The sequence below is a fragment of the Parendozoicomonas sp. Alg238-R29 genome (assembly GCF_947331445.1).
Taxonomy (GTDB): Bacteria; Pseudomonadota; Gammaproteobacteria; order Pseudomonadales; family Endozoicomonadaceae; genus Sansalvadorimonas.
The window spans coordinates 17,971-40,448 of the sequence record NZ_CAMZOG010000039.1 but is presented as its reverse complement, the minus strand read 5'-3'; the positions used below and the strand labels follow the sequence as shown (position 1 = coordinate 40,448).

Below are 22,478 nucleotides of genomic sequence, written 5' to 3'. Positions count from 1 at the left end.
CCCGGCAAAGCGCCAAAGCCACCGGAACCAGGTGCAGGGGACAAAGACCAGGTCAACCTGACAGACGACGAATCTCGTATTATGCCCACTGCCGGTGGTGCATTCGAACAAGCCTACAATGCCCAGGCGTCTGTAGACATCGGGAGTGGTCTGATCGTGACACGTCATGTGACTCAGGCACCGAATGACAAAAAAGAAGTTGAGCCAACACTCAGACAGTTACGCATACTGGCCCCCGTGCTTGGAAAAGCTGAGGGGTTACTGGCCGACACGGGCTACTTCAGCGAGGCTAATGTCTGCGCTGTGGATAAAGAAGAACTGACACCCTACATTGCTATAAAACGGGATGAGCACAACCCGCCCCCCTTGCAGCGTTTCCAGCCGGACCCGCCAGTCCCGGATGATGACGCCAGCGCTTTGGAGTGGATGCGCTGGCGCTTGCAGACACAAGAAGGGCGAGCCATCTACAGCCGACGAAAATGCACGATAGAGCCCACCTTCGGAATACAGAAGGAGGCAATGGGATATCGGCGATTCCTGGTGCGGGGACTGGAAGTGGTCTCGAAAGAGTGGGATCTGGTCTGCCTGACATTCAACCTGCGCCGAATGTTCAACCTGAAGCAAGTCGATGATAAAAAATGGCTGGCTCTGGTGCTTTATTGGCTTGTAGTCAGCCACTGTCTCATGAGGTTACGCTGGCGTTCTGTTTGAGTAAGTGACCTCTGAAGGCAGATATGAGCTCTGTAGGCCGATATGATCAAAAAGGACTCAAATGGACGGGCCAGTCCGACAGGCTGCTAGCGTATGGGGAAGCCTCGACTTATAGGTTGTCGAGGCGTGATTGCCTTTCCAATGCATCTGCGGCGGTGAATTGTTCCGTAGCCCTTAATGTAGATAACAAGCCTGAAAGTGTAGCCTTTCTGCTGGTAATATACTCAGCCAGAAGTCTCCCGATCGCATACGTGGCTGTGACGTTTGAAGTCTCTAATTTATGGACTGTTGGGCTCATTCCCAACTCCGCTCCCAGATCCTCCCACCTGGAAGCCACTGTGAGAGCCACCCCCCCTTCTTGCATGAGGGCCGGCATATCCTCTAAAGAAAGTTGCTTGTCTAACGGAGGAAGTCGGAGTGCTTCAAAATGCTCATGCTGTTGCTCTGGATAATCTGAAAAGATCTGACTGCATAAATGATTGCGCTCTATATGCACTAAGCAGCGTGCAAGCCGTTCGATCGAAACCTCATTGCCTTTTTCTAACCATTGTTGGAATATGTTTTTGTTCAGGGTGTAATTGTCCGCAAAAGATCCGGCATTGTTTATTATTTCTTCAGTCGCTTCCATACCAACCAGAAATATACCCAGCACAAACATGCTATTTCCCATCTGGGAGATAAGTTTTTCAAAAACAGGGAGGTGCTCAAGGGTCAGTTTCTGCTTCCAACCAGGCTTGCTCACCTCAGCAAACACCAGGATAGATTCTGATTCATATGACTGACTCTGATCTCTTTCAGTAAGAGAAGGCGTTATTTTCATCTTTTTCATGCTGCGGTGTAGATCATCAGCACCCGACGGAGATAGTGGCCTCTTTTCTCTTGACTCACTTGGATCTGAGACACATTCACTCCTGGGAGGAGGTTCCGGACAGTTTTCTAAGTGTTTGCTGAAATCAATAGACAGAATTTTTTTCAAAAATAGTTTGAAAGTGAGATCGGAGATGCCGAAGCCCTTGCTTTTAGCATCTTTAACGGCGCCTGCGAGCCCTGCATAAGACGATGTTGCGGGGATAAAATTTGTCTTAAATAGTAGGCGTATCTGCTTCGTCTTCAAATCATCTGAGCCACCTAACACCGTGAGAGTTTTTTCCCGATTCAGCTGTAGAGACTGGCATAGTACAGGAGCGTTACTTCTGGAAAGAAAAAGAGCACCGAGATCACACTCTTCACTCTCTACCATATTTACATCACGATCGCCCAGTGGACGAAGCATGCAGAGTTCACAATCAGATAGCGTACTGATGTCCTGATTGGTCAATAGAACATTGTCCGTTAGACCGACCCACCCCTGTATTTTACTTACCAGCCGCTAGCGGCTGACATTATCAGGGGCCTTTGGCTCTACGGAGGTATTAGTGGTTTCGGAAGCATAAGCTTTCAGGGTTGTTAAGCCAGAGTGTGCATGAGTATTCATTTTTAACGCCTGTTCCAGAAGTAGTGAAAGCATGGAAAGTTGCTTTTATAGACCACATGAAACGGCGCTTTACTACATAGGGTCGATGTCTTGATAGCGGGGTTGTCTGTCTTGTGAGTGAATGTAACGTATTGAAAGCCGGAGTAAGCAAGAATGGGGCAGCGCAGTGATGCCCGGGATGCCCGGAATATTGTTTTGCTACATGGTTTCGGCCCGGGCATTTTCAGGACTTAGCTCTGGATGCTGGCCAGCTCAACAATGAGCCGCCGCAGCCAGCGATGCCCTGCATCCTGCTGCAATAGTGGACTCCAGGCCATTTTCAGCTCAATGGATGGGATAAGAAAGGGAGGCGGTAAAATCACCAGCTCTGGATCATCAGCCATAAGCTTGGCAGCGCGGGTTGGCAGCGTAGCAATCAGGTCATTCTGCCTGGAAAGCTGCATAGCTACATGATAGTGCCGGGTAAAAATAGCAATCTGTCGTTTTTTTCCCAGGCGATTCAGGGCATCGTCCACCCACCCTAATCTCTGCACATCCTCCGGGTTGACCCCAACACCGACCCCCATACCGGTTTTACTGACCCAGATATGCCGTGCCTGCAGATAGTTCTCCAGTGTAAATTTACGGCGAATCAGGTTTTTTTTGCTCATCAGGCAGGAGAAACCATCTTCCCAGACCGTGCTTTGATGAAACGATTGGGGCATATCATCAAAACGGTTGATGGCCATATCAACCCGCCCTTGCTCCACATCGTGAAAATCCACATCACTGGGGGTCAGCATATCCAAGGTGATGTTAGGGGCATCTTTGCGCAGTTGCCTGAGCAATAGAGGGATGAGGGTGGATTCGGCATAATCACTGACCATAATCCGAAACACCCTTTTACTGGAAAGAGGTACAAAAGATGTCTGAGGCCGGATGGCTTGCTCCACATCAGTCAGTACATGACGAATCAAAGGCTGCAGTTCAAGAGCTCTTGCTGTTGGCGTCATACCATCGCTGGTACGGACCAACAAGGGATCATCAAACAAATTACGCAGACGCCGCAAACCGTTACTCATGGCGGGCTGGGTTATGCCCAGCTGATCCGCTGCCCGGGTCACATTTCGCTCCCGCAGCAGCGCATCAAGGTACACCAGTAAATTCAGGTCAACCCGTGACACATTCACCATTGTTATTCTCAGGTATTTGCCATAAACCTGAGAAATTATCCCATACCCTTTATCAAAATCCAGTTGTCAGCGAATATTTCCGTTTGACTCCAGGGTTCCAAACGTACTGTAGTAAGTCATATTCATGGATCCGTTGTAGTAGCGGTCTCCCATAAACATATATTTTGATAAAAAGTGCTCAACAGCCTGTCCTTGCACAAACTTAACTTCGGGAGGCGCATAAGGCGACAAGCCAGCCAGAACGATATTGGCGGCAGCAAGGGTAACGCCCAGCAACGGGCTGCCTACACTCGCAGCGACAAGCCCACTGCCAGCCGCAGTACCAATTGGGGTAAGAAAGCTCAGGGCGCTTTGCAGATAGGCCATTGGCCAGGCTTCATTCCAGGTACTCCACATACTGCCCACATAAATTTCCTTGCGAACATTATCGTAAACACCACGAACAGTTATTCTTAAAACCCCTGTATCCATTCCCCTGCTGACATGATCCACTCCAAATAGTGCTCCACGGCACCAGACATCTACCTCAGGAATCATGTAATCCCTGCCAGACTGCTGCCAGAACCAGGTCCACGGAGTGCGCGAAGACTTCAGAAAAACCATCGGTTTGGATGAGGTATCCGAAACACGTACTTCTATACCAGTAATGAAACCAAAACGGTTATCTACCCGTTTGGGAATAAAGTGGGCAATCTGCTTGCCGGTCATAAGGCAGCCCTGTTCGTCATCTCCTTGCTGGGCATATTCCAATTGCAAGTCATCTTCTAATGGAAGATCCCCAGAATTGTCATCCTCATCTCGTTGATCACTCTCTTCGTTCTCATTTTCATACCCCATCAAGGTATTTAACTGACGGACATTAATAATCCGAGAATCAATTTTTGAATTCTTGATTTCTGTGGCATTGACTGGCTGGCGCTTCAGAACAGCATTGATTCGGGCTGCATCCAGAGTGGCCACCATTCTTTTAATGATGGCAATTTTGACTTTGGCATCGTATGTTTCCCCAATCACATCACCAATGCTACTGGACGTATTGCCAGCAATATCTTCATTGCTGCCGATTAATGCCTCCAGCTCCATTAATTGATCGCCAGCCGCTTTAAAGTGCACATCTCTATCGCTACCTTTTTCCCGCAGGCCGCTGGCCATAGACATATCTGCATCATCAACAATGCGTTGAGCCCGGTCTAATTCGTTTATTCGCTCGTGAACACCTTTTCCCTGAAAGGAATTCCGGGAAAACCTCAAAGACAGTGCCCTCAACTCTGTTCTGATTTTACTCAAATGGGCTCTGACCGTATGAATGGCGACAGGCAGGTGATCTTTCAGGTTGTTTTGAGATGAGGTTTCATACTCGTCGTAATCCAGTTTGGCAGCATCATGATTGGTTCTGGTTCTGTCGATTGGGTCATAACCAGGCTTTAGCATGGGCATTAAGCAACCGGGAGAGCCAAAGTCACAGCCAGGGTCTTCCGGTTTGTATTTATGCCGAAGATTGTGGATATAAGGTGAAACTCCCAGCCCATATGACTGATTATATTTGGAAAATCTTCCATAAAGCCCTGAATAGGGATAAGAATTCTCCATCTGAGCAACTCTGAGGAGATAAAACTCCTGACCTGTTTCACCATTAATATAGCTTTCCAGCTTTGCTGTTAGTTTCCCTTCAGCGGAGTCAAAGAATTCGTTGAGAAAACTGTTCTGATTAGCGTCTATGCCATCATAGTCTCGCCCGTTCCAGCTAAGTTGTATAACAGACCCACTACAGCGGAAGTCAGCATACTGATTGTTTTTCCCATCGACAAAAACCTGATTATCAGTGACCCAGTCATAATCCTCTTTCTGGTGTTCGCTGGTAATCATCAGGGAGATATTCTTGCTGTGTGGATCAACCATAATGGCCAAAAATGAGACTCTGGGGGCTGGATGATTGAAAAGAAATCGCTGTTTAGCTACCTCCCAGGAATCCCTCCCGTAGTAGTTCAAATCCATATTCATCTCTTCTGCCTGCCGATCCAGCTCCTCAAAGCTTCCCATCATTTTGGAGAAATTAGCCTTACTGTCATTTTTGGTGACATACATATTTTCGGGGACTATACAGTCCTTCCACATAATATCAGCCCGGGCGTGGCCAATACCCAGGCATGCCAGCGAAAGCACACAGCAAAACCAGGGGCGAACGATCGCAAAAGGAGTCACAGGCAGCACCTCACCAGGATTGCAGGATTGCAGGATTGCAGGAGTGATAGTGCCACCTATGAGTAAAAAGAAAGGGCTAAAGTTCCGTCTTTAATACGTTAGGAAGTGTTACAGCGCTTGTCGGTTAATTAGCGTTCTGGAAATTAACGAGCAAGGTCAACAGCCGTTCAGGGTCATCCGTCTCAATCCAGTCAACACCACAATCAGCCAACCTTCTAACTTCTTCATCCTGGTCAAGGGAAGACCCAGAAACCGTGCGAGTATCAAGGGGGTACAGAGTATAGGCGCCAATCAACATCTCCCGCTCATGAAACTTCCGAACGGTATCAAAATCAATTAGATTATGCTCTGCACCAACAACGGACGAGCCAACAAATCGGCCAATAGTATTCAACTCCAGCAGCATATTCAGAAAAGAAAGATGATTTTGATTGCCAGCGGCTTCCGCCATCTCGCTATCAAACTCAGGCAGCCTTGAAGTCCACTTCTTCAAACTATCAACAATTGCATCATCATAGGCAAAACCGCTATGAAGTGACGGCATGCGCTTTTCCAAATCTCGCAACATAAAAAAATCAAAAGACGTGGAAATAACGCTATCTGAACTTCCCGCTTTCTCAATCACGTCAGCCACAAGCCTGCCGGTTCTTCGGCGGCTCCACATAGGGCTGTAGGCTTTCATTTCAATATTAATCAGCAACTTACCTGAGAACTCTTCCAGAACCTCCTCAAGTAAAGGTATCCGCTCTTCACTAGGGTAAGTGCGAAAAACGTCTCCAGTTTCATTCTGGGCAATTCTGCGCTTGATTCTTAATTGGGAAACTTCATCCCAGGTCATATCAGTGATAGAGCCGCTTACCCCAGTCAGGCGCTCCGGATCCTCATCGTGAAACACCACGATTTTATCATCCCGTGTTGCAAATACATCTAGCTCAACGCCATCACAGCCCAGCTCAACAGCCATGTGAAAGCCAGCCATGGTGTTTTCCTGGTGAGCAAAAGGTACCCCCCTGTGCCCCAAAACGAGTGGGCGGGTTTTATCCTTAAAGAATCCGTTCATGGTTTTCACACTGTTCTAATTATTGTGAGCGAAAACTCATCATACCCGAGTTCCAGGTTTAAGAAATGCCGGTAAGGTTGTGCGCTTTCCTGAAGACCTGTGGGTTCCATGGGGCGAGTATCAACAGGTTTTCGTGGTATTCGTCTTGAAAATGCTCAGAAAATTGTCTGCCTGATTGTTCCGCATACGGATGATCCTGTTCTGACCGCTACCAAAAATGGTTACGGCAAGCGGGCGGAGCTGGCTGAATATCCAACCAAGAGTCGTGCTACCAAGGGTGTCGCTTGATCCGGATGGCTGATGGTGACTCTGGAGCGAGTGCAGGAGCCTGAGGATGAGGTTGTTTATGAAGAGAAGCAGATCCCCTTGGTAATCACACTTCTACACCTGAATTCAGAGTGGGAACCGTCCTGGGATACTTGGCCAACCTGACGTATCAAAAGCAGTTATCAGCCCTGCCTTGGTTGTGCAGAATAAAAATGGTTGCCTCTTTATTCTGCTTATTCACTGCTACTACCGCTGCTGCTACTACCGCTGCTGCTGCCACTACTGCTACTGCTACCACTACCACTACTGCTACCACTACTGCTATGATCGCTATCGGTGCTGCTGTAGTCACTGCTTGTGTCGTTGTATGGGGTGATTGGTTTTTGGCTCAGTTTTTTCTTCCGGGATTTTCCGTGTGTCGCTGTGGTGGGCTGTAATACTCTTTCTTGCCTGCACTTACTAGAAGAGCTGGTGCGAGTTTGGTTTTTCGGTGTGCGAGTGTCCCTTTCATAGTCAGGAGACACATCAAGGGTAATGGGTTGACTCAATAAGTATTGTTCAACCATGTGGGCACGCCACCTTTTATTTTCTCCATAGGTAGGGATTTTCACATGGTTATTAAGCTTTTGTGCGATACGTGAGTATGAAATTTTTTTGGTGTCACGGTAATACTTGATAAATTCGCTCAGTGCATAATCATCGCCATTATTAGCCATTAAAAACAAGGCTCTTGACGGCTCTGCATTCTGATGGCTGGCATGTTTGAGGTCTTTTATCAGATCATCAACCGTGCAACCTAATATGACTTTTATGTGTACGCTGCTCCATTTCGATCCAAACGGACAGTCTACAGCAGGGTGTCGATTGAGCTCGTGGGCAACATCTGCTGCTTTTTTTCTGTGATCCGTTAGGGCTTTGATCAGCCAGTAGGTCGCATTTCTCCCTTGATCATCATTTTGATTGGCCATCTTTTTAAGCGCAGTCACATGTGAGTTAAAAATTGTGCTCAGGGCATAGGTCTCTTCAACGGTACCTTTAAAGAACCAACCTTTTACGGTGTCAGCAGGAATGTAGCTCGCATTCTCTGTTGCTTTACCAACAAAGCGACCTGCGTTAGTGAAAGGTGATTCGCTATGCGTGGCAAAGATGTAAACTGCATACGCTTTTTGTGCGTCTGGTTCCCCCATCTGGCATCTGTCTCTTATTTTTGTGAGTGCGCTGTTTTCACTGCATCCTATCTCTTCAATGCACTTGGTGTACTCTTCTTGATCACTCTCGTCGAGTTGTGTCTTGCAATACTCAATAAAACCTTTTTTGTCAGTAAATAGTGGATCCTTTGTGTTAATACCAATTTTCCAGGGAGAGGGAGAGTTTTGTGTGCTCAGGCTAAAGCTTCCATCCATGTCACTCCTCTCTGATTCGTCAGAGCTATTTGAACTTTGGCTCTCTGATTCGTCAGAGCTATCTGAATCGGAGGTTAAGGGAATAACCGGTGCTACCTGTCTTGTTAGTAACGCTGGAAGCTTTGTCATATCAATTACAACCTTCAGGGATAGTGAGGGAATAACCGGTACTACCTGTCTTGTTGGTAACGCTTGAAGCTTTGTCATATCAATTGAAATATTCAGGGATAGGGATGGTGAGAGGGGCGCAGGTTCTACAAGTTTATATTTGAATCTTTTGTTTTTGGGGAGCGAGCCTGAAACCTCCTCCTTGTTGCCGTAATCATAATGTCTCTTTCTTACCGCTCTCATAATTTTGCTCGTTATGTTTCATGTATGTCATGGGCTATTGGACTCAATTAAAAAGGAAAGTTCTCTTTTTTGGAGGAAGTGTTTGAGGCTATAACCTGATGGTTAGCGATGCTTTTGCAGGGAGGAGGAATTATCTCGTGCTTTTTTTCATATCCGGTTATTTTCGCTGATAGTAGCCTCAATAGTCAGCAGGATTGGCATAATCAGGTTTTATGGGCCAGATAATTACAGAGCGCATAACTTCAGCGCAGGGCCAGCGACACTTCCCACCGAAGTTTTGGTGCAGGCACGAAATGAGATACTGAACAGGATCTGCGTGATCTGCTGAATATTCCCGAAAACCACCGGGTTATCTTTATGTCTGGTAGGGCAACGTCCCGGTTTGCCATGGAACCGCTGAATCTTCTTGGTAATTCCGGGCAGGCCAGTACAGTGGTGATGGTCCGCGATGTTCTGCCTGGCCGAGCTTCAGAGAAAATAATAACGGGCAAAAAGAACGATAATAGGCAAAGCCAGCACTGTTCTGATAAGGAACAGACACAGCAGCTGGAAGAAGTTCAGTGGTATGGATGAGCGCATAATCAATACGCCGACTTCTGACATATAAATAAGCTGAGCAATTGAAAGTGCAGTAATAACAAATCGTGTCATTTCACTGTCAATCTGGGCACAAACCGCTACCGGTAGAAACATATCTGCAAAACCAAGGAACACAGCTGGGGCTGCCTTGTGGGCTTCAGGAATACCCAGCCAGTTCAGTACCGGCACAATAGGCGCTCCCAACCAGTCGAAAGCGCTGGTTTCCTGCCCAATAATCATTCCTAAAGTCGCTATGACCATGATTATGGGCATAAACACAAACCAGATATCCAGTGCGTTGTTTAGCCCTTTCTTAAGCAAGGTTTGCAAATCGGGTCCAACCCGGGCTTTTTCAACAGCAAGCCATACAGCACCAGATAAGCCAGGGAACGATTCATACTTATCGACATCCATGGAACGCTGCGACTGGGGATGATAACTGTCTGGAATTGAGGTGAGAGGCCATATTCTGGGGAGAATCAGGGCAATAATCAGGCATGTACAGATAACCGTGAAATAGAAGTAGGGAAACATGTGGGACAGGCCAACAAAGTTCACCACCACAACGCAAAACGAAATAGAAACAATAGAAAAGGTTGACGCAATGACCGCGGCTTCGCGGGCAGTGTAATAACCATTTTCATACTGCCTGGCAGTAATCAGCGTGCCAACCGTTCCGTCTCCCAACAGGGAGGCGATGATATCCACTCCGCTACTTCCAGGAATCCGGTAAACCGGTTTAAGAACCTTATGGAGAAAAGCACCAATAAGCTCCACCAACCCATAGTCCAACAGAAAAGGAAGAAACAGACCCGCCAGAAGAAAAAATATAAAGAGCACACTTAACAATTTAAACAATACCAAGCCGCCCGTTTCCATTCCCCAAAGCCACTCGGGCCCTACTTCCCCCAATGTCATAATTCCCAGAACAGCTGAGACAACACGAACAAGTATCCAGAAAAGCGAGGTATCAAAAAGAGAGCGAAGTAGCTTGCTGTTATGGATAAAGCCGGGCTCCAGAAAACGGGAAATCAAAGAGCCAGCAGCGGAAACTGTAATAACAGCAACAACCAGAAAAGGAAGCCACTGGCTGATAATATCCAGAATGGAATAACCAATAATGCCAATAAGAACCGTAGGCCCCCTTTCACTACTGAAAGGAATAAGGAAAAGGCAAACACCCAGTGCCGACGGCACAAGAAACCTCATAAACTTCCTGTACTGATCCAGGGAAGTGGACGCTGGCGTATTCGACAAAGGATATCCATTTTGAGTAGTTAGTTATGCCAGTTCAGTCTAGCTAAAGAGTTTAGACTGGCAATTCCTTCTATCGAGTGGATTATTAGGAGATGTTCTGTTTTCTACAGACACAAAAAAACCAGCACGAAGTGCTGGCTTTTCAATTTGGAGGCGAGTACCGGAGTCGAACCGGTCTAAATGGAGTTGCAGTCCACTGCATAACCGCTTTGCTAACTCGCCAGAGACGAGATGAATAATATAGATAGAGTCATTGAAAATCAATAGCTTACAATAATTATATATGGCTATTTCACACGTCGTTCTATACCCGTCTGAGCAATAATTCGGGTTGATATCTCTTCAACGGAATAATGCGTGGTATCAAGGTAAGGAATATTGTTCTGTTGAAACATCTGCTCCACTTCATGAAGCTCCAGAGCACACTGCCTGGGGGACGAATAACGACTGTTGGGACGGCGTTCATGGCGGATTGCAGCCAAACGCTCAGGGCTAATGGTTAAGCCAAACAGTTTATTTTTAAAGGGGCGCAGGGGCTTGGGAAGTCGCATCATATCCAAATCATCCTCGGTAATTGGATAGTTCGCAGCCTGAATGCCAAATTGAAGCCCCATATAAAGGCAGGTGGGCGTTTTTCCGCAACGGGACACACCTATCACGATAATATCAGCCTGATCGTAAAACCGGGTTTTGGCGCCATCATCATTATCAATGGCAAAGTGCACAGCTTCGATGCGCTGATTGTATTTGCCACTGGTTCCATGAATCGAACGCTTTTTTCCGACCTTGTGAACCGCGTGGGAGTTAAGCTGCCTCTCAAGGGTTGGCATATAAGTATCAAAGATGTCCGCGTGGTAAGCGGGTGCATCCCGGATAACCGCCGCAATAGCTTCATCAATAATAGTGCTGAACAAAAGCGGCTGTGGACCACCTTTCTTACTGGCTCGGGTAATCTCATCAACAACCCGGTGGGCCTTTTCAACTGTGTCGATGTAGGGCAGCGTGATTTTTTCAAACTCAATATGTTCAAACTGAGCCAGCAAACTCTGACCAAATGATTCGGCAGTAATACCGGTGCCATCAGAGATAAAAAAAACACTCGTTGGAGTTTTTTGTTCGATCATGTTGGAAAATCAAAGCCCCATCTAGGCATATACACGTAAACTCACATGGCGGGTATTTTTTCCCGCTATGGCTGCACGTATAGTACGCTCCCTGTCAGCACCTGACAAAGACACCTTTGCGCAGGCTGCGTGCATGCTAATGGCTGTTTGTACGGTTTATACTTGTTCACCCCTGTTCGGGTTCGTCCGAAACCGGTATTGTAAGCAGCCCGGATTCAGGGTTGCGAAATACTCCTTCCGGGAAGGTTTATATAAGCAGAATTGTTCTTTGCCCCAAAAGCGGGAAAAAACAATTTCTACTTGGAAAATATCGTTCAGGGGTTGTTTTCTTAAGGGGGTGTCTTTTGGAAGCCTATGTAATCGGACTTGAAAAGCTTGGTGCCGATGATGTCGAGTTTGTTGGGGGTAAAAACGCATCCCTTGGCGAGATGATCAGCAATCTTGCCGGCGCTGGAGTCTCTGTTCCCGGTGGTTTTGCCACAACATCCCAGGCTTATCGCGACTTTCTGGAAAAAAGCGGTCTGGATGAACGCATTCATGATTTGCTTGATACTCTGGATGTTGATGATGTGAGCGCCCTGGCCGAAGCAGGGGCAAAAATCCGTAAGTGGGTTGTTGATGAGCCCTTTCAGCCAGAGTTGGAAGTTGCGATCAAGTCCAGCTGGGAAACCCTGCAGGGTGACAATGAAAATCTGTCTGTCGCTGTTCGCTCTTCAGCTACAGCGGAAGACCTTCCCGACGCATCCTTTGCCGGCCAGCAGGAAACCTTTCTGAACATTCGCGGCTACGACAATATCCTGGTAGCTATCAAAGAAGTTTTCGCGTCTCTGTTTAATGATCGCGCTATCTCCTATCGGGTTCATCAGGGCTTTGACCACCGCAATGTTGCCCTGTCTGCTGGCATTCAAAAAATGGTACGCAGTGAAACCGCATCTTCTGGGGTCATGTTCACCCTGGATACTGAATCCGGCTTCCGTGATGCTGTCTTTATTACCTCTTCTTACGGCCTTGGTGAAATGGTTGTTCAGGGCGCGGTCAACCCTGACGAATTTTACGTACACAAGCCAACTCTGGAAGCTGGCCGCCCTGCAGTGCTGCGCCGCAATCTTGGCAGTAAAGCACTAAAGATGATTTACACCAATGACTCTTCAGCTGGCCGCTCCGTACAAACCCTGAACGTTGATGAGTCCGAGCGTAACCAGTTCTCAATCACTGACAGCGAAGTCGAAGATCTGGCCCGTCAGGCACTCATCATCGAAAAGCACTACCAGCGCCCGATGGACATAGAGTGGGCAAAGGACGGTGATGACGGCAAGATTTATATCGTTCAGGCTCGCCCGGAAACAGTAAAAAGCCGCGCAGCTGGTACTATGGAGCGCTACCTTCTCAAGGAAAAAGGCAACGTTCTGGTTGAAGGTCGCAGCATTGGCCAGCGCATCGGCAGTGGTGTCGTGAAAATCATTCACGATATTTCCGAGATGGGTCGCGTTGAGCCAGGCGATGTACTGGTGACCGATATGACCGACCCCGACTGGGAGCCGATCATGAAGCGTGCCGCAGCCATAGTCACTAATCGCGGTGGCCGCACCTGTCATGCTGCGATCATTGCCCGTGAACTTGGCATTCCTGCCGTTGTTGGTTGTGGTGATGCGACCGAAAAGCTGAAAGATGGCATGCCGGTTACAGCATCCTGCGCCGAAGGCGATACTGGATTAATCTACGAAGGGCTTCTGAATTTCGATATTCAAAGTAACTCTGTTGATTCTATGCCGGAACTGCCCTTCAAGCTGATGATGAATGTTGGCAATCCGGATCGCGCCTTCGACTTTGCCGCTATTCCTAATAATGGTGTTGGGCTGGCTCGTCTGGAGTTCATTATCAACCGCATGATTGGCGTTCACCCCAAGGCGCTGTTTAACTACGATAGCCTGCCGGTTGATATTCGTGCCAGCGTTGACAAGCGCATAGCTGGCTACAAGAGCCCTGTTGACTTCTATGTCGACAAGCTTGTTGAGGGCGTATCCACTATCGCTGCCGCCTTCTACCCAGCCAAGGTTATTGTTCGCCTCTCCGACTTTAAATCCAATGAGTATGCCAACTTGATTGGGGGCAGCCTATACGAACCCGAGGAAGAAAACCCAATGCTGGGCTTCCGCGGCGCTTCCCGCTATATCTCCGAAGGCTTCCGCGATTGCTTTGAGCTGGAATGCCGAGCCATGCGCAGGGTGCGAGATGAAATGGGCCTGACCAATGTAGAGATCATGGTGCCATTTGTACGAACTGTCGGCGAGGCGCGCCAGGTTTCTGATCTGCTGGCAACCAACGGCTTACGCAGGGGAGAAAATGGCCTGCGGGTGATTATGATGTGCGAATTGCCAGCTAACGCTCTACTGGCTGAGTCTTTCCTTGAGTATTTCGATGGCTTCTCCATCGGCTCAAACGATATGACCCAGCTAACCCTCGGCCTTGATCGTGATTCCGGCATCATTGCCCATCTATTCGATGAACGTAACGATGCAGTGAAAGCGCTATTGGCCATGGCAATTCAGGCATGCCGTAAAGCGGGTAAATACATTGGCATCTGTGGCCAGGGGCCGTCCGACCACCCCGATTTGGCCAAGTGGCTGATGGAGCAAGGTATCGATACAGTCTCCCTGAACCCTGATAGCGTTCTGGAAACCTGGCTCTACCTGGCAGGGAAAGAAGTCAGCTAAAGAGTGATATTGATAACTGCAAACGCCAGCATTCATGCTGGCGTTTTTTATTTTGCGGGGATTATTTCTCTACCCGAAAAGCTCCAGCCATCTGAATACCTTCAAGGCGGGCTTCCAACCTTATAACCTGTTCGGTCAATTTGCGATTTTCACGCTCTGTCTCTGCGACCTTGCTGCCCTGTGAGGCCAGCTCGGCATTTTCCTTCTCAAGTGCTGCAAGCTCCTTCTCTTTTTCTTTTAAAAGCGCGCTCTCATTAACGAGTTCCCTTGCGGCTTTTTCGGGTTCATCCCCAAGTACAAGCTGAAGCTTGTGCAGTGTCTTCTGATCCTGAAGAGAGGCGATCTCTTTCTGCTGCAACCCTTTAACCTCTTCAAAAGTGTTTGCGTGTGCAGCCTTTTCTGCTGCTAGTAATGATTCGCACTGAGTACGCCCTTTCTCACTTTTGCCAAGATCTGCAGCATTTTTCTCCAATGCCTTATTCAGTCGCCCTTTCTCACGGCGCTCCTCGTCAATAACTTTCATCCAGTGATCAATAATTTTTGTATGAGCCTCATCCAGGCGACGCTCCTGCTCTGCCAGGTTTTTCTCAGCGCGTGCCGCTTCTTGGACCAACTTTTCCTCAAGGCTGGCCAGCTGCTCTGCTTGGTGCTCAAGACGCTCGGTGAGGCTTGCACACCTCTGATCAGTGCTTTGTTTTTCCCGAGAGATGGTTTCAAGTTTTTCTTCCAGATCCGCCCGTGTTTTTGACTCCAACTCTAAGGATGCTTTGGCCTCATCAAGTTGCTGGCGCCATACTTCAGACTGCGCCGCATAGTGATCACGCTCATCATCCAGCTGATCCTGCATCTCGCGCGCCTGCTCACCTTGCCGAAACTTCTCTTTAGCAATTTCCCTCTTGAGCACCCGAATCAAATCCGCCGACAGTTCAACACTGTCATCTTCTCCCAGGATTTCTAGCTCTTGCCACTCCCGGTAATAAGGGAGAACGGTTTGCTTCCCCATTTTTGCCTGAGCGGCCAGCTTTTGAGCCGTAATCTTCTCCCCTTCGCTCTTCATGTCGTCCAGAACGCTAAATATCAGGGTACGACGCTGAGAATCTTGCATAAGTCCGTTAAAACCGTTCACTTTGAGACCATTAATACTGGTTTTATAATACCAGTATTAATGGTTTCATTCATCCGTTTAAAAATTCATTTTAGTGCCGGTAATATTAATTACCGGTACTAAAATAGAATTCACAATGAAAACCAGAGCCGTCTATAGCACAGCAAGACGCGGAGTAAGGTAAGGTGCGGAGTAAGGTAAAGCGGCTTAGACTGGCACCGGAGCACCATATGCCGAGAAGTGACACGCAATCATTGTCGCAACAATAGGGTTTATCACTTTACCAAAGCCAACATGAGAGCCAGAAGTCGACGCTTGAACTCGCAAAAGAAAGTGCAGTTTTCGGACATTGATTGGATTCCGGTTCAGCTCTTGCTGGAAGAGCGCTGGAGCCCAGAACAGATCAGCGGCGCAAACCTACGGAGCCTAAGATAGTTGGGGTATCTGACTCATAAACGGCACATCTCGGAGCGGCCAGTCAATGCAAAAAACTGCCTTTATCTCAAGCATTGGGAGATTGACACAGCTCTGGAAAAGACTCCAAAGACTGCACCAGTGGCACGGTGGCACGGTGGCACGGTTGCACGGTGGCACGGTTGCACGGTTGCACGGTTGCACGGTTGCACGGTTGCACGGAAACAGGCTTCACGATGATAGGCAAACTCCCCAACAGAGCGGCAGGCATTAAAAACTGAATTTAAGCAGTTAGACCATCCATTCAATCAGCTTGATAAAAAATGAGACCGTAGACAAACGGACGAATAAGGGAGAAAGCCGAAAGGCACCAAACCTTTAAGGCCTTTAAATGTAGAAGTGACGCGATATCTGGAGGGGCAGGACTATAAACTTTAGATATAAAAAAACGGGCAAAAAGCCCGTTTCTTCTACTCCATCACAGCATTACTTGTAGTAAGCGTTCTCGCGGTTGGAATGATCTGTTACATCCCTTACCCCTTTCAGTTCGGGGATACGGGTAACCAACGTACGCTCCACACCATCTTTCAAGGTCAGATCAACACTGGCACATCCCTGACAACCACCGCCAAACTGCAGGATTGCATAGCCGTCTTCATCAATTTCCACTAGCTGCACCTGCCCGCCGTGAGAGGCCAAACCAGGATTAATTTCAGTCTGCAGGTAATAATTAATCTTCTGATCCAGCGGACTGTCGTCATTCACCTTGGGCATTTTCGCATTGGGAGCTTTAATGGTGAGCTGCCCGCCCATTTTGTCTGCCGAATAGTCAACCGTCGCATCTTCCAGATAGGGAACGCTATCACTCTCAATAAATGCGTTGAAGTAGGTGAGATTCATACAAACATCACCCTCTTTATCCTCCCCCGGCTTACAGTAGGCCAAACAGGTTTCTGCGTGGGGAGTACCCGGGCTGGAGACAAACATTCGTACACCAATACCTTCAGCACCCTGCTTTTCCAACAGTTCTTTCAGGTAATTCTGGGCGCCTTCAGTAAAATCGATTACAGGTTCCGGAGTGCTCAAGAGTGGTCTTCCTCTGTTAATTACATTGCCGATTCTACGCTTATATAGGCTCAGGGAAAAGTCCAACCCTTCCACTCAGGTATAGGGGCAACCCCATACATTATTAAGCAGAGTCATATTTCAGAAAACCACCAAATCCTCGTAAAAACACCGATACACATCACTGCCTTGCTCCCCCTGCTCTGAGCCCCTTTTCTCCCAATCATCCCTGCTGGGGCGTATATTACCTCTCCTGGATTCAGCCAAACAGACAGAAATGTCTGGAGGTAATAACCTCAGAGTTTATGGTTCTTTTCTTTCACAACCTGCAATCTGTTACACTGCGGCACATAGAAGTGGCCGCTTTCACTTGCACCCTGAATGAACATAAAGCGGACCTATAACGAAAGCAGAACAGAGCAGGACCCGCCCCCGAATGAATCGCGAGCAGCGCCTTACAGACATTACTTCCGCACTGAAACAAAGAGTCCTTATTCTTGATGGCGCCATGGGCACCATGATTCAGTCCTACAAATTGGAAGAAGCGGATTACCGTGGTGAACGCTTTCAAGACTGGCCTTCAGACCTGAAAGGTAACAACGATTTGCTGGTTCTTACCCAGCCAGAAATTATTACCGACATTCATAAGGCTTACTTTGAGGCGGGCGCAGATATCGTTGAAACCAATACCTTCAACGCCACCCGTATCTCCATGGCCGATTACGGCATGGAAGATCTGGTACCGGAAATTAACCGGGAAGCAGCCCGCCTTGCAGTCAAAGCCGCCAATGAAGTTGCAAAAGCCACTGGTGTTGCCCGCTATGTAGCCGGTGTGGTAGGCCCTACCAGCCGAACGGCTTCTATCTCTCCTGATGTCAATGATCCCGGCTTCCGTAATGTAACGTTCGATGAGCTGGCTGATAACTACCAGGAAGCCACTCTTGCCCTTGTTGAAGGCGGTGTTGACTTTATTCTGATAGAAACCATTTTCGACACCCTGAATGCCAAAGCTGCAGTTTATGGGGTTCAGAGCGCTTTTGAAGAGCTGGGCTATGAACTGCCCATAATGATCTCCGGAACCATCACCGATGCTTCTGGCCGAACCTTGTCCGGACAAACGACTGAGGCATTTCATAACTCTCTCAGCCACGCCAAGCCTTTAAGCTTTGGTTTGAACTGTGCACTGGGCGCCGATGAGCTGCGTCCTTATGTTGAAGAGCTGTCTCGCATTTCCACCAGTTTTGTCAGTGCCCACCCTAACGCAGGCCTTCCCAACGAATTTGGTGAATATGACGAAACTCCAGAACAGATGGCTGAAGTGGTTAGTGAATTCGCCAAATCCGGATTGGTCAATATCATTGGTGGTTGCTGCGGAACCTCTCCAGACCACATCCGCGCCATTGCGAAGGCCATTGCAGGCGTAACACCACGTAAACCTGCAGAACCAGAGACTGCCTGCCGGTTAAGCGGTCTTGAGCCCTTCACTATTTCCGCAGATTCGCTCTTTGTGAATGTTGGCGAACGTTGCAATGTCACGGGGTCCGCCCGCTTTAAACGCCTGATCAAGGAAGACGATTACGATACCGCTCTCGATGTTGCCAGAGAACAAGTTGAAAATGGCGCGCAGGTAATCGATCTCAATATGGATGAAGGTATGTTGGATGCTATGTCCGCCATGCCCCGATTCCTTAACCTGATTGCCTCTGAACCGGACATTTCCCGCGTTCCAGTCATGATCGACTCGTCAAAGTGGGACGTGATAGAAGCAGGCCTGAAATGCATTCAGGGCAAAGGCATCGTTAACTCCATCAGTTTGAAAGAAGGTGAAGAATCTTTCCGTCATCAAGCACACCTGTGTCATCGCTATGGTGCAGCGGTTGTAGTGATGGCCTTTGATGAGACAGGACAAGCCGATACCTTCGAGCGCAAGATTGAAATCTGCAAGCGCTCATATGACATCCTCGTGAATGAAATCGGATTCCTGCCACAGGATATTATTTTCGACCCCAATATCTTCGCCATTGCTACCGGCATTGAAGAGCACAATAACTACGCGGTTGACTTTATTGAGGCCTGCGCATGGATTAAGAAAAACCTGCCCCATGCCATGATTTCCGGCGGAGTCAGTAACGTTTCCTTCTCCTTCCGTGGCAATAACCCGGTACGGGAAGCGATTCATGCCGTATTCCTGTACCACGCCATTAAAGCTGGCCTGTCTATGGGTATTGTGAATGCCGGCCAGTTGGCAATTTATGAAGATATTCCAACAGAGCTGCGGGATGCCGTGGAAGATGTAGTTCTAAACAGAACTCCAGATGCCACCGAAAACCTGCTGGCAATTGCTGGAAAATACCGTGGGGATGGTCAGGCGCAGGATCAGAAAGAAGATCAGGCCTGGCGAGAGCTTCCCGTTGCCAAGCGTATTGAACACGCGCTGGTTAAAGGTATTACCACCTTTATTGTGGAAGATGCCGAAGAGGCACGCCTTGCTGCCAAGCGTCCCATTGAGGTGATTGAAGGCCCATTGATGGACGGCATGAACGTGGTCGGCGACCTTTTTGGTGCCGGTAAAATGTTCCTGCCCCAGGTTGTAAAAAGCGCCCGTGTTATGAAACAGGCTGTTGCCCACCTTGTTCCCTTTATAGAAGCAGCAAAAGAAGGAAAGGTTCAGAGCAAGGGCAAAATCCTGATGGCTACCGTGAAAGGCGATGTTCACGATATCGGTAAAAACATCGTTGGCGTAGTGCTGCAGTGCAACAACTATGAAGTGATTGACCTTGGTGTCATGGTACCTGCTGAGAAAATTCTGCAGACAGCCATTGAGGAGAAGGTTGATATTATTGGTCTGTCTGGCCTGATTACCCCTTCATTGGATGAAATGGTTCATGTTGCCAAGGAAATGCAGCGACAGGATTTCCATATCCCGTTAATGATTGGTGGTGCGACAACCTCCAAAGCCCATACTGCCGTGAAAATCGAACAGCAATACCAAAATGATCAGGTTGTTTATGTTACCGATGCTTCAAGAAGTGTGAGCACTGCCACCACTTTGATCAGTGAAGAACTGAAGCCTGCCTTTGTTACCGAGGTTCAGGCCGAATACCACAAAGTTCGTGAACGCCACAAGAATCGCCGCCCCAATGCACAACGAGTGAAGTTTTCTGAACTCGATCAGATGGTTACCCCCATCAACTGGGAAAGTTATCAGCCTCCTAAGCCAACATTTCTCGGTAAAAGAGTTTTCCATGAGATCAAACTCAGTGATCTTCGGGACTTTATTGACTGGACGCCCTTCTTTATATCCTGGGATTTGCACGGTAAATACCCCAAGATTCTTGACGATAAAGTGGTTGGTGTCGAGGCAAGAAAATTGCTTGATGACGCCCAAGCTATGCTGGATCGGTTTATCGAGAAGAATGAAATTACCGCAAAAGCCGTGATTGGTTTCTGGCCAGCATCCCAGATCAACCGGGATGATATTCGCCTGATGGATGGCGATAACGAAGTTAATCTTCATCATCTGCGTCAACAAACCAAGAAGGTTGATGGCAAACCTAACTTCTGTCTTGCCGATTACATCGCCCCAGCAGATTCAGGTATTGAGGATTATATTGGCGGCTTTGTTGTGACGGCCGGTCTTGGTGCAGAAGAACTGGCCAAAAGCTTTGAAGATGCGCACGATGATTATCAAAGTATCATGGTAAAAGCTTTGGCAGATCGCCTGGCGGAAGCTCTGGCGGAATATATGCACCATAAAGTCCGGACTGAGCTATGGGGGTATGATACCCAAGAGAGTCTGACTAATGACGAACTGATCAAAGAGCGCTACAAGGGTATCCGCCCGGCTCCCGGTTACCCGGCCTGTCCAGATCACACTGAAAAAGAGCAGTTATTCCGCCTTCTTGATGCCGAGAAAGAAATTGGTGTTTCCCTGACTGAGCACTACGCCATGCTGCCTACCGCAGCAGTCAGCGGATGGTATTTCTCTCACCCGGAATCCCGTTACTTCTCAGTTGGTAAAATCCAGAAGGATCAGGTAGAGAGTTATGCGGAGAGAAAAGGCTGGAGCGTTGAAAAAGCAGAACGTTGGCTGATGCCGGTTCTGGATTATAATCCAGAGTAATCGTTTATTCTTTACAGCTATGCCAATAGCTATCAGCTATTGGCATTAAGGTTCTTGATTTAAGGTGCGCCCTTCCAGAGTGACCTCTTTACAACCCACTGGTGGAGACACTCCTCTCAACCGCCTGAGTACAATTCTGCTACTCAGTTTCCCCATTATTGGCGGCATGCTTTCCCAGAGCCTGTTGAACCTTGTTGACACTGCTATGGTGGGCCATTTAGGCAGTGATGCGCTGGCAGCTATCGGTACTGCCAACTATGCAATCTTTGTCTGTTTTGCCCTGATCAGCGGTTTATCTGTGGCGGTTCAGTCACGAGTAGCCCGATTGCACGGACAAGGCCGATTGTCTCGACTTCTGGAACCTCTGGAAAGTGGTGTTCGCATTACCTTGCTTGGAGGCATTCCCCTTACTGCCCTGCTGTTTTTCTGCGCTCCGCTGATTATTGGCAGTTTTCGACTCGAAAGTGCAATAGCTATACAAGCCGAAAGCTATTTTCAGATACGCATTCTCAGCCTGCCTGCTGGCATGCTGATGCTGTGTTTTCGAGGGTTCTGGAATGGCTGCCATAGCCCCTGGTCTTATCTGAAAATTCTGGTTGCTACCCATATTGTTAATGCCTGTCTCAGTTATATCCTTATTTTTGGAGAGCTGGGCTTACCGGTATTAGGATTACCTGGTGCTGCTATTGGTACGCTGTTCGCCATGTATTGCAGCGCAATGATCAATACCATTGGTGCCCTGAGATACGCACGAAAACACAACCTGCCTTCACCGAAATCCAGACCAGAAAAAACCATTCAGTTTTATCAACAAGCCTGGCCCGATTCCGCCCAGCAAACGCTATTCGCCCTGGGAATGGCTGTTTTCTTCTGGCTCATTGCTGGCATGGGGTCGAATGCCATGGCCGTTAGCCATGTTCTGGTGAATATCTCACTGTTGCTCATACTGCCCGGGCTCGGTATTGGTATGGCATCAACAACCCTTATTAATCATGCCATTGGTGCAGGGAACCTTCATCGCGCATGGCGCTGGGGAATGGATGTTTCTTTCGCAGCACTTGCTGTTATGGCGCTGCTAAGCCTTCCTTTGCTCTTGATTCCGGAGCAGATTCTTAAAATCTTTTTAGCAGGCAACCTTTCCCTTGTGGAAACAGGTGTTATTCCTCTGCAATTACTGGCTATCAGCATTATTGCCGACTCGGCTTCCCTGGTGTTGACCCAGTCACTACTGGGCACAGGGAGTAACCGGGCCGTTATGAAAATTCGTTTCTCCACCCTCTGGCTTATCAACCTTCCCCTCACGGCTCTGGCTATCAACCTTGATCTTGGATTATCAGCAGTATGGGCCATTCAGATAATACCCAGATTGTTAGCCTCCCTTTGCTGCCTCTACACCTGGCACCAGTGCACTTGGTGCCAATCAACACGACCGGCATAAACAGCCTTGTCAGGCTGCC

16 protein-coding genes and 1 tRNA gene are annotated in these 22,478 nt (G+C 48.2%); 6 read left to right on the top strand and 11 right to left on the bottom strand.

The window, feature by feature from the left end:
- The coding region (locus QMA35_RS11415) for a transposase (protein ID WP_281645792.1) at positions 1 to 711 on the top strand (711 nt) is incomplete at its 5' end.
- Between the two features lie 109 nt (positions 712 to 820).
- Here the strand turns inward: QMA35_RS11415 and QMA35_RS11410 are convergent.
- From QMA35_RS11410 to QMA35_RS11390, 5 genes are all read right to left on the bottom strand, one after another.
- Positions 821 to 2,029, bottom strand: a complete 1,209-nt coding sequence (locus tag QMA35_RS11410) for a hypothetical protein (RefSeq protein ID WP_281647278.1) — start codon at positions 2,027 to 2,029, stop codon at positions 821 to 823.
- Positions 2,030 to 2,080: 51 nt separating this feature from the next.
- Positions 2,081 to 2,218, bottom strand: a complete 138-nt coding sequence (locus QMA35_RS11405; protein WP_281647277.1) for a hypothetical protein — start codon at positions 2,216 to 2,218, stop codon at positions 2,081 to 2,083.
- Positions 2,219 to 2,415: 197 nt separating this feature from the next.
- A complete protein-coding gene (locus tag QMA35_RS11400) occupies positions 2,416 to 3,354 on the bottom strand; it encodes a LysR family transcriptional regulator (RefSeq protein ID WP_281647279.1) in 939 nt (312 codons plus the stop codon).
- Positions 3,355 to 3,423: 69 nt separating this feature from the next.
- Positions 3,424 to 5,559: a hypothetical protein gene (locus QMA35_RS11395; protein WP_281647276.1), complete on the bottom strand. Its 2,136-nt coding sequence runs from the start codon at positions 5,557 to 5,559 to the stop codon at positions 3,424 to 3,426.
- Between the two features lie 124 nt (positions 5,560 to 5,683).
- A complete protein-coding gene (locus QMA35_RS11390; RefSeq protein ID WP_281647275.1) occupies positions 5,684 to 6,619 on the bottom strand; it encodes a glycerophosphodiester phosphodiesterase family protein in 936 nt (311 codons plus the stop codon).
- A gap of 108 nt (positions 6,620 to 6,727) precedes the next feature.
- Between QMA35_RS11390 and QMA35_RS11385 the strand changes: the two genes are divergently transcribed.
- Together QMA35_RS11385 and QMA35_RS11380 are read left to right on the top strand one after the other, a co-directional pair.
- Positions 6,728 to 6,907 (top strand): DNA gyrase C-terminal beta-propeller domain-containing protein, encoded by a 180-nt coding sequence (locus QMA35_RS11385; RefSeq protein ID WP_281647274.1) that lies wholly within the window; start codon positions 6,728 to 6,730, stop codon positions 6,905 to 6,907.
- 12 nt (positions 6,908 to 6,919) lie between these two features.
- Complete coding sequence (locus tag QMA35_RS11380) at positions 6,920 to 7,051, top strand: hypothetical protein (protein WP_281647273.1); 132 nt, start codon at positions 6,920 to 6,922, stop codon at positions 7,049 to 7,051.
- 68 nt (positions 7,052 to 7,119) lie between these two features.
- On the opposite strand, the gene QMA35_RS11375 is transcribed toward QMA35_RS11380, so the two are convergent.
- From QMA35_RS11375 to QMA35_RS11360, 4 genes are all read right to left on the bottom strand, one after another.
- Entirely contained in the window at positions 7,120 to 8,640 is a 1,521-nt protein-coding gene (locus tag QMA35_RS11375; protein WP_281647272.1) for a hypothetical protein, read from the bottom strand.
- A gap of 468 nt (positions 8,641 to 9,108) precedes the next feature.
- Positions 9,109 to 10,428, bottom strand: coding sequence for a YjiH family protein (locus QMA35_RS11370; protein WP_281647271.1), 1,320 nt, complete (start codon positions 10,426 to 10,428; stop codon positions 9,109 to 9,111).
- Positions 10,429 to 10,624: 196 nt separating this feature from the next.
- Positions 10,625 to 10,698 (bottom strand) — tRNA-Cys (locus QMA35_RS11365).
- Positions 10,699 to 10,763: 65 nt separating this feature from the next.
- Entirely contained in the window at positions 10,764 to 11,600 is an 837-nt protein-coding gene (locus tag QMA35_RS11360; protein WP_281647270.1) for a pyruvate, water dikinase regulatory protein, read from the bottom strand.
- Between the two features lie 344 nt (positions 11,601 to 11,944).
- Between QMA35_RS11360 and ppsA the strand changes: the two genes are divergently transcribed.
- Positions 11,945 to 14,314, top strand: coding sequence for a phosphoenolpyruvate synthase (gene ppsA / locus QMA35_RS11355; RefSeq protein WP_281647269.1), 2,370 nt, complete (start codon positions 11,945 to 11,947; stop codon positions 14,312 to 14,314).
- Between the two features lie 61 nt (positions 14,315 to 14,375).
- On the opposite strand, the gene QMA35_RS11350 is transcribed toward ppsA, so the two are convergent.
- Positions 14,376 to 15,419, bottom strand: a complete 1,044-nt coding sequence (locus QMA35_RS11350; protein WP_281647268.1) for a hypothetical protein — start codon at positions 15,417 to 15,419, stop codon at positions 14,376 to 14,378.
- A gap of 900 nt (positions 15,420 to 16,319) precedes the next feature.
- Positions 16,320 to 16,919, bottom strand: a complete 600-nt coding sequence (nfuA, locus tag QMA35_RS11345; RefSeq protein WP_281647267.1) for a Fe-S biogenesis protein NfuA — start codon at positions 16,917 to 16,919, stop codon at positions 16,320 to 16,322.
- 415 nt (positions 16,920 to 17,334) lie between these two features.
- Here nfuA and metH point away from each other — a divergent pair, with 415 nt between their 5' ends.
- A complete protein-coding gene (gene metH, locus QMA35_RS11340) occupies positions 17,335 to 21,021 on the top strand; it encodes a methionine synthase (RefSeq protein ID WP_281647266.1) in 3,687 nt (1,228 codons plus the stop codon).
- A gap of 79 nt (positions 21,022 to 21,100) precedes the next feature.
- On the top strand, positions 21,101 to 22,459 hold the full coding sequence (locus tag QMA35_RS11335) for an MATE family efflux transporter (RefSeq protein WP_281647265.1): 1,359 nt from the start codon (positions 21,101 to 21,103) through the stop codon (positions 22,457 to 22,459).
- Positions 22,460 to 22,478 lie beyond the last annotated feature (19 nt).

What these genes read in the sequence shown, in the direction of transcription:
- QMA35_RS11405 (WP_281647277.1), bottom strand. Translation starts at nt 2,218, where the DNA reads ATGCTTTCACTACTTCTGGAACAGGCGTTAAAAATGAATACTCATGCA.
- QMA35_RS11390 (WP_281647275.1), bottom strand. Translation starts at nt 6,619, where the DNA reads ATGAACGGATTCTTTAAGGATAAAACCCGCCCACTCGTTTTGGGGCAC.
- QMA35_RS11385 (WP_281647274.1), top strand. Translation starts at nt 6,728, where the DNA reads ATGGGGCGAGTATCAACAGGTTTTCGTGGTATTCGTCTTGAAAATGCT.
- QMA35_RS11380 (WP_281647273.1), top strand. Translation starts at nt 6,920, where the DNA reads ATGGTGACTCTGGAGCGAGTGCAGGAGCCTGAGGATGAGGTTGTTTAT.
- QMA35_RS11375 (WP_281647272.1), bottom strand. Translation starts at nt 8,640, where the DNA reads ATGAGAGCGGTAAGAAAGAGACATTATGATTACGGCAACAAGGAGGAG.
- QMA35_RS11370 (WP_281647271.1), bottom strand. Translation starts at nt 10,428, where the DNA reads ATGAGGTTTCTTGTGCCGTCGGCACTGGGTGTTTGCCTTTTCCTTATT.
- QMA35_RS11360 (WP_281647270.1), bottom strand. Translation starts at nt 11,600, where the DNA reads ATGATCGAACAAAAAACTCCAACGAGTGTTTTTTTTATCTCTGATGGC.
- QMA35_RS11350 (WP_281647268.1), bottom strand. Translation starts at nt 15,419, where the DNA reads ATGCAAGATTCTCAGCGTCGTACCCTGATATTTAGCGTTCTGGACGAC.
- metH (WP_281647266.1), top strand. Translation starts at nt 17,335, where the DNA reads ATGAATCGCGAGCAGCGCCTTACAGACATTACTTCCGCACTGAAACAA.